This is a genomic window from Okeania sp. SIO2F4, from assembly GCF_010672385.1.
Taxonomy (GTDB): Bacteria; Cyanobacteriota; Cyanobacteriia; order Cyanobacteriales; family Microcoleaceae; genus Trichodesmium.
The window spans coordinates 1-3,215 of sequence record NZ_JAAHGT010001050.1; the positions used below are offsets into that span (position 1 = coordinate 1).

Annotated in this window: 3 protein-coding genes; all 3 read right to left on the minus strand. The window is 34.8% G+C overall.

Annotated features, from left to right (window positions below; genetic code table 11):
- Window positions 1-1,476: IS200/IS605 family accessory protein TnpB-related protein (locus F6K22_RS36900; protein WP_293109698.1), on the minus strand; the 1,476-nt coding region annotated here is incomplete at its 3' end.
- 184 nt (window positions 1,477-1,660) lie between these two features.
- Window positions 1,661-2,188, minus strand: a complete 528-nt coding sequence (locus F6K22_RS36905) for an urease accessory protein UreE (RefSeq protein ID WP_293109700.1) — start codon at window positions 2,186-2,188, stop codon at window positions 1,661-1,663.
- A 5-nt stretch (window positions 2,189-2,193) separates the two neighbouring features.
- Complete coding sequence (locus tag F6K22_RS36910) at window positions 2,194-3,033, minus strand: urease accessory protein UreD (protein ID WP_293109701.1); 840 nt, start codon at window positions 3,031-3,033, stop codon at window positions 2,194-2,196.
- Window positions 3,034-3,215 lie beyond the last annotated feature (182 nt).

The window sequence follows — 3,215 nt, forward strand, 5'->3', positions numbered from 1 at the left end:
TTGAAAAAGTTGAGTCCTCCGAATACGATGCAGTTTAATAAAACTAGCAACTCGCCTCCAGTGACTCCAATCATGTTTGTTGACATCCTCCGGTCTCAACAAACATTTGGGGATTTTTTCTGATAATTTTAAGGCTCTCCGACCAATTACTAAAGCAGCAGCAGTGCCACTGTTTAGACCGTATTTAGCCATATAATTAACCATTCCTATCACACTGGTAAAAGCTGGATTAACTTTGATTAATTCAACTCCAAATCTTCTACAACATGATTCTAAAGCTTCTCTAAACATTCCTGTAGCCAAGTTAGAAAGCATTTCATTATAGACTTTACTTTCGGACCTCATCTGGGATTTTTTCTTACTGAAATCTAGAGACTCAATAGCAATAGCACATTCAAAAAACTCTGCTAATTTGACAACTTGACAAACAATATTTCTCATCGTTGCTTGTCGTTGCCCAGTAGTTTGATTTTTCCATTGGTAAGGTAGCTCTTCTAAATATTCAATATTGCCATCCCATTTAACATAAGTAACTGAAATTTCCTCGGCATTAAAATCAATGCCTATACAACCATTTTTTCTAGTATGAACTACTGGAATTTCTGGTACATAAGTAGAAAGATGTATATACCAATTGTCTTGTTTATGTTCCCGACGAAAAATAGAAATTGTGATTGGTTTGAAATTATTTAAAGCATAATCTAAGTCTGAGCTTCTATATCTACCACTCCTGTCTGAAACAGAAAACTCTAACTGTATTTTCTGACCATATTTATCCTGTAATGGTCTAGGTAGTTGAACTTGTAGTTGATACAATCCATCCTCTTGTAATGGGAAAACTTTCATCATAGTTCCACCGCCAGGCTGAGATTTTCCCACGCAGAAAAACCTGCCTGACCGTTTCTTCCTCCAATCAACACCCCATTTCTGTCTGGTTTGATATCCGTTTTCTGCTAAATTATGTTGAGCGTTAAATAATTTCCTTGAACCAAAACAAATATGCAAACGATCTGTATTTTTTAACTTCTTTAATTTTCGTTTCAGACTCTGTATTTTCTGAATTTTACTTTTTAAACCTAACAATTGATGAAAAAATTTGTTTCGAGCTTGTATATGTGGAAAACCTTTTTTCGTTGCTGATTTTAAAGTTTTTTCTAGGGTAGTGATGAGTTTTTTGGCAGCCGTTGTTTTAGCTTTAATTTGGAGTTCTAGTTTAGTAATATTGTTAGTTTTAGCTGTTTTTAATTGGCTTAAGCATTGGGTGGCTTCGGTGGCGATTGAGTCAGCCCATGCCCATTGGATGTTAAACTGCTTCATCAGACGCTTTTCGACAACAGATTCTGATAACTTCTCAGTTTGCATCCAGTTGATAGCAGAGCGTTTCCAGGATTCATACAATGCTCCGAGTTCCTCAAAGACAGGATGATATTCAATTTTTGCTTCTATCCCTCTCAAGGAACCATGAGATTTGGCCATTACTAACATTGAATTATTTTACTCAAGGTTACCATCGTTTGTCTAGGAATGTCAATAATATTTGCTATAGCTTTGACTTTTGTCGCCGACATGAACATTGTTAATTGCTGAACATATAATAATGAGCAGCGGTATAATTTATATGCCATAATTGATTTAATTTTTTATTATTGGAAATGTCTATTTAGATATTATGACTATGGTGTGAAAAATGAAAATTTTCTTGGGGAGAACAAGATTCATAATCTATTTTTAAACCAGGAATTTTAAACTTGGCAATAGTCTCTTCAATTATCGGTGCATCTATAATTAATTGAATATAAATTTTATTTTTTTTAATAATTATTGGCCAGTGATGATTGCCTAGAACATGACCTAGATGAACTAATTCTATGGCATAGTTTTCTACAGGTTCGGTAAAACTTAATACCATCAATCTTTCCTCTTGTAGATGAATCAATAATAGCTTACCAGATTGAGTAATAAATACATCTCCTTCAGATAACGACCAATCTCTATTTTTAATAATACCGACAATTGTTCCGGAAGTTGATTGAGCCTGAATTCTTCCTTTACCACTATCGGTTTGACTCAGATATATCTCTAAATAATTGTCTAAAGTGCGGGCTGATTTTACCCTTTGTGCTAAGTCGGCATCTTTTGTCAAATTACCTAGATAAGTTTCTGCTATTTCTCTAATTTGTTCGACCATTTAATTCATTTGGGAATATAGGGTAAACTGGAGCGGTTAGTTAAATGACGGACAGAATTTAAAGCATATTTAATATACTTTTTTATTTGTAGAGTTTTACTAGCTAAAACACGAATCAATAAACCTTTATTATTAGGTAATACAGAACTACCTAAGAGGAGATCGGGACAATTAGCTGCTTCAAGATTTTCGAGCTTTTGACTAAGTACCTCAAGATCGGTGTGTGGTTGGACTAGGATTAAATTAGCTAGTACAGGTTTTGAAGCAAATATATCGCTGTGTTTAAATAGATTATGTTTTCCTTCTAAATGAATAGTATCCCTAAAACATACTTCTTCTGCCATTGAGGTAATCTCTAACTGACTAAAATAGTAGCGAAATTCGTACCATTCTCCCCTAGCTAGTCTGCCAGGAAGAATAATCTCGCTCCAAAAAAGTTCTGCGTCAGAGTGGAGTTGAATGTCAGTAGTTTGTTCCAATGCTGCATCTGCAAATAAAATTAGAGGTTCTGCTACTAATTCTAATCTCGCAGCTGCTTCGACTTTAATTTTTATATTAGTTGTTGCTTTGGTAGCTGTGATTGGCATAGCATGAACTTTAATAGCAGCTTGGTCAGTCAGATAAAGACTGACTCCCTTTTCTAGCTGTAAAGATAAACTCAAATTATCTCCTGCCAATAATCCAGGTGATGTATTGGTAAGGTACAAGTAAGCAGTACGCATATCGGCAGCATCAAGACGAAATACATTAGATAAACGCAAAGGATGATTTGTATACTGATGAGTCACTATAGTTTGACCAAAACTATTGCGCTCTAATTTTATCTCCAAATTATTTCTGCTCATCACTTTTTCAAATTAGTTATATCATGTCCGCTTGAATACTTATGCTTTGGTAGAAGGAAGGCAGAGGTCAGAAAGTAGAAGGCACAAGAGTTTCTGACAATTGTAACTTAATTTTATACACGCTCCGATGCTACCGAACATGATATTGCTAGACATCTCCACAAAAGGTTCTCAAACTCTTA

What these genes read in the sequence shown, in the direction of transcription:
- F6K22_RS36905 (WP_293109700.1), bottom strand. Translation starts at nt 2,188, where the DNA reads ATGGTCGAACAAATTAGAGAAATAGCAGAAACTTATCTAGGTAATTTG.
- F6K22_RS36910 (WP_293109701.1), bottom strand. Translation starts at nt 3,033, where the DNA reads ATGAGCAGAAATAATTTGGAGATAAAATTAGAGCGCAATAGTTTTGGT.